Genomic DNA, 3836 nt, shown 5'->3' on the forward strand with positions numbered 1-3836 from the left:
GGGACTTTAGGAGTAACTTTTATCAGATTTAAAGTCCATTCGATTTTCGCCTGCACTTTGTCGTTCTGACTTTCATAAAAGTCGAGGAAATAGTTTTTGTAAGCAATTACTTGTCTCTCATTATTCACAGAGCAAAGTTAACTATTCAGACAACAAATTCAAAATGTTTTCTAGTCGATTCTGTCGGGTAGTATTGGCTATAACGGTTGCAGGTTTTGAAAGTTGCGGAATTACTTGCAGAAAAAATGTCGAAACGCAAAAACTAAATAAATAACGAATGAAAGAACAAGAAGCACATCAACCGCAATTTTTTAAACCTGCTGTTACCAGCAGTGCGGTTATTAGCGATTGCAAAAAGTACCGATACACATTAACACGCACTTGGAATGATGAAAAGCCGAGAGTATTGTTTATAATGTTAAATCCTTCAACTGCTGAGGCAGACAAAGATGACCCTACAATAAGACGTTGTGTTGGCTTTGCAAAATCTTGGGGTTATGGTGGGATTTACGTTGTTAATTTATTTGCATTGAGAGCTACAAATCCAAAGGATTTATTAACCGCTCCTTTTGTTGTGGGTGTTGAAAATGAAAAATGGTTTAGAAGGATGTCATCAATTGCCGATTTGGTTGTTTGTGCTTGGGGAAATAGTCCAATAGTAAATAAGTTACAAAAAAGATTAGACCACACTTGGAAGCCATTATCGTGGATAAACAAACCATTGCACTATCTGGAGCTTTCAAAAGATGGAACGCCAAAACATCCACTTTACCTGCTAAAAGATTTAAAACCTAAAGAATTTGAAATTCCGATGCGAAAGGTTTTCGTTTAGCATTGATGGTAACGGTTGGCGAATTTGTGTTGTAATGGCATAGAAAGCACAAACTTGTCTGCCCGTATAAATTTAGTTAATTGCGATGAAATAACGTAAAGCAGTTCAGCCATTATAATACAAATTTGTGGTTAGCACCAGTACATTTTGCCATTTAGTTCATCATAAATCTAAGGGAAATTCGGTTAAATAATTTTTCAACCAATTTTTTTCTTGAATTGCAACTTCTGGAGAAAGTGTACTTTCCGAATATTTTTCTATTTCTTCAAGACAACGTTTTTTCAATTCTTTATTAGGCTTTCCGAACTCAATAATTAAATGTGCGGTCCAAAGCTGAACAAAATATTGTCCTTCCATTAAGTATCCTGCAAATTCATCTTGGCGGTCATTTTGAAAATATAAGTTGGCTATGTCTATTAGCTTTTTAAAGGTTAATTTGTTTTTACTGTTTTGGTCGGCAGGTCGTATATTATTAAAATAATTTTCTCTGCAATAGAAAAGGTAAGAGGCGTTTTTTTCTACTTCGGTAATTGTCATTGGTCGTCGTTTTTGTATTGGTGCTAACGGTTTGCAAGTTTAAGCTGTGCCCGAATTACAGCACTGATTTCCGCCTGAGTACAAACATAATTAATTTGCAGAAAAGGCGCATAAAGCACTTCGCCCGGGCATTGATTAAACTTGCTGTTAGCAGAAGATTTTTAATAAGAAAAGCTGTGAAGAAACTACCTCCACAGCTTATTAATAGTATTTTAAACTACTTATTTGTTGTTTCTTTGTGTTTTAATTAAAGTATATATATGTTTACTTTCAGTTAATAAGATTAGAAATCCAATTAATGCAATAGCAATAAAATTCCAAAATATTGGTAATTTCTGCCCTATAATTTTTTGCATTATTTCAAGTAATCCATATCCAGCTAAAAAGGAAGTGGGCAGTAATATTATAATTATTAAGGTTTTCATATTTACTTAAGAAACATAATTATTAAAATGACAAATCCAGCACAAGAAATTAAATTTAAGAACAATCCCCCAAATTTTTTATTTTTCTGAATAATCAAAGAATTATTTCGAATTATGAATACAAGACTATAAATAACAAACAGTAAGTTAAATAAAAAGATTGTTAGTGTAAAGTATGCTAATATTCCATTTAAGTTAGTTTTTCTTACGATAAAATATAGAATATAGCCAGTTACAGAAACAATATTTATTGTGCTATTAAAAAGTTGAATTTTATGATTTATTTCTTGATTTTCCATTATTATAATTTTAGCTTAAACAATCTGCAAAATCATAAATCATTAAAGCGACACCAATATAACCTAAATATCTTTTACCTACTAACTTTAATGCTCCAAGAGCAGTTTCGACTGTTCCTAAAGCTAGGGTGTCAGTAAATAAAGATTTTATTCCTGCAACTCCTAACGCAAAACTGGCACATGACCTTACTCGACCCCAATCAACGGAAGAAGATTGAGATTGAACACTCATTGTAAAAGATAACGTTGCTAGCTCACTATCATCAAAATATAATATTTCATCCTTTTCTTCTTGACTTAATTGTTGAAATTCTTCAGTTACTGAAATGAAATCCACCATTTCTTGATGTAGAATTTCTCCATTTTCAATAAGTGGTTCCATTAATAATTCCATTTCTGGGTCTTCTGTAACAACATTGGTCTTAATGCCATTTACCATCTTACCCCTGTACAACTCTCTTTCCTTAACTCTATCGCTTATTTTTAAAATCACTTGATTTAAAGCTTGTGCGCTTAAAACCTTTGAACTTAAATCGAGAATTTTGGGTTTATCAACTTGTTTAGAACAAGAAGTTGAAGCAGAAACGATTAATGCTAATAAAGCAATCTTAATTAAATTTAGTTTTTTTGTTTTCATAAAATTTTATTTTAAGTTATTACCTACTTTCATTTTTTTTGTCGTTGTTTCGGTATTTCCGACATACATACTTCTAAAACTAGTTCTATCATTTATCATTTTTTTGATTGCATTTCGTTGCATGACGTTGATAACCGATAGAATTTCTGTTAAATTTTCTGCTAACGGTTGGCGAATTTGTGTTGTAATGGCTTAGAAAGCAAAAACTTGTCTGCCCGTATAAACTTAGTTAATTGCGATGAAATAACATAAAGCAGTTCAGCCATTATAATACAAATTTGTGGTTAGCACCAGTTTATTTGTTTCCATTGTGAAAGTAGTTGTATTTTATGTCACCTATTTTTCTTATCTCGTTCAGTTAATTCCATATGACTAAAAATTAATTAATCTTTTTTGTAAATCAAGGGATTAAATTGGCTATCCGGTAAAAATTTCAACATATTGCTGGTGTTTTTAATTTCCTTATCAATTTTACCTTCACTTTTATCGTTGTAGAAGTAGTATATAAATCCGTCACCGATGTTATCCCTTTGCATTATTACAACTTTACATTTATCGTATTTCTCAAAAAGAGTAGTATCCATATCTAAATCATATTTTACGGCTTGCATTGCATTGATACTCTTTAATTCTTTCGAATTGTAGTAATATAACTTTGACTTTGTAGTGTCAGCTTCATGGAGCGCTGTATTTTTCAGATTAACATTTGGATCTATTCCTTTGTAAGACAGATACTGTCTTATAGGAATAAATGTGAAACCAATTAAAATCTCTTCACTTTGATTCTGAATAAGATACCATAATATACTTGAATACCCCCGCTTCACAGGGACATAAGGATATTTATCCACTTCAAATTCAATATATCCCTTAGGAGCACTGTAGGCTAAATTAGTCTCTGTAAGATAGGAATCAAATGTCTTTTTCTGGGCCTGAACTGTTTGATTTAAGACAAGAAAAATTATTATAAAGATAACTTTTTGGAGAAGAGGTGATTTCATTTTCATAAGTGTCGTTTTAAATTGGTGCTAACGTTTTGCAGCTACCCGAAGGGCGGGACTTTTACCACAAAACTTGATTTGAAAAACTAATGTTTGATTAACCAC

The 3836-nt window shown here is 31.7% G+C and carries 5 protein-coding genes; 1 reads left to right on the forward strand and 4 read right to left on the reverse strand.

Annotated features, from left to right (window positions below):
• Positions 1–277 precede the first annotated feature (277 nt).
• Positions 278–832, forward strand: a complete 555-nt coding sequence (locus I5M32_RS16365; protein WP_200588222.1) for a DUF1643 domain-containing protein — start codon at positions 278–280, stop codon at positions 830–832.
• A gap of 162 nt (positions 833–994) precedes the next feature.
• On the opposite strand, the gene I5M32_RS16370 is transcribed toward I5M32_RS16365, so the two are convergent.
• The 4 genes from I5M32_RS16370 to I5M32_RS16385 all read right to left on the reverse strand — a co-directional run bounded on the left by I5M32_RS16370 (position 995) and on the right by I5M32_RS16385 (position 3731).
• Positions 995–1369: a hypothetical protein gene (locus tag I5M32_RS16370; RefSeq protein ID WP_200588224.1), complete on the reverse strand. Its 375-nt coding sequence runs from the start codon at positions 1367–1369 to the stop codon at positions 995–997.
• Positions 1370–1796: 427 nt separating this feature from the next.
• Positions 1797–2093, reverse strand: coding sequence for a hypothetical protein (locus tag I5M32_RS16375; protein WP_200588226.1), 297 nt, complete (start codon positions 2091–2093; stop codon positions 1797–1799).
• A 10-nt stretch (positions 2094–2103) separates the two neighbouring features.
• Positions 2104–2730, reverse strand: a complete 627-nt coding sequence (locus tag I5M32_RS16380) for a hypothetical protein (RefSeq protein ID WP_200588229.1) — start codon at positions 2728–2730, stop codon at positions 2104–2106.
• 383 nt (positions 2731–3113) lie between these two features.
• A complete protein-coding gene (locus I5M32_RS16385) occupies positions 3114–3731 on the reverse strand; it encodes a hypothetical protein (RefSeq protein ID WP_200588231.1) in 618 nt (205 codons plus the stop codon).
• Positions 3732–3836 lie beyond the last annotated feature (105 nt).

This window comes from Pedobacter segetis (genome assembly GCF_016623585.1).
Taxonomy (GTDB): domain Bacteria; phylum Bacteroidota; class Bacteroidia; order Sphingobacteriales; family Sphingobacteriaceae; genus Pseudopedobacter; species Pseudopedobacter segetis.

What these genes read in the sequence shown, in the direction of transcription:
- I5M32_RS16365 (WP_200588222.1), top strand. Translation starts at nt 278, where the DNA reads ATGAAAGAACAAGAAGCACATCAACCGCAATTTTTTAAACCTGCTGTT.
- I5M32_RS16370 (WP_200588224.1), bottom strand. Translation starts at nt 1,369, where the DNA reads ATGACAATTACCGAAGTAGAAAAAAACGCCTCTTACCTTTTCTATTGC.
- I5M32_RS16375 (WP_200588226.1), bottom strand. Translation starts at nt 2,093, where the DNA reads ATGGAAAATCAAGAAATAAATCATAAAATTCAACTTTTTAATAGCACA.
- I5M32_RS16380 (WP_200588229.1), bottom strand. Translation starts at nt 2,730, where the DNA reads ATGAAAACAAAAAAACTAAATTTAATTAAGATTGCTTTATTAGCATTA.
- I5M32_RS16385 (WP_200588231.1), bottom strand. Translation starts at nt 3,731, where the DNA reads ATGAAATCACCTCTTCTCCAAAAAGTTATCTTTATAATAATTTTTCTT.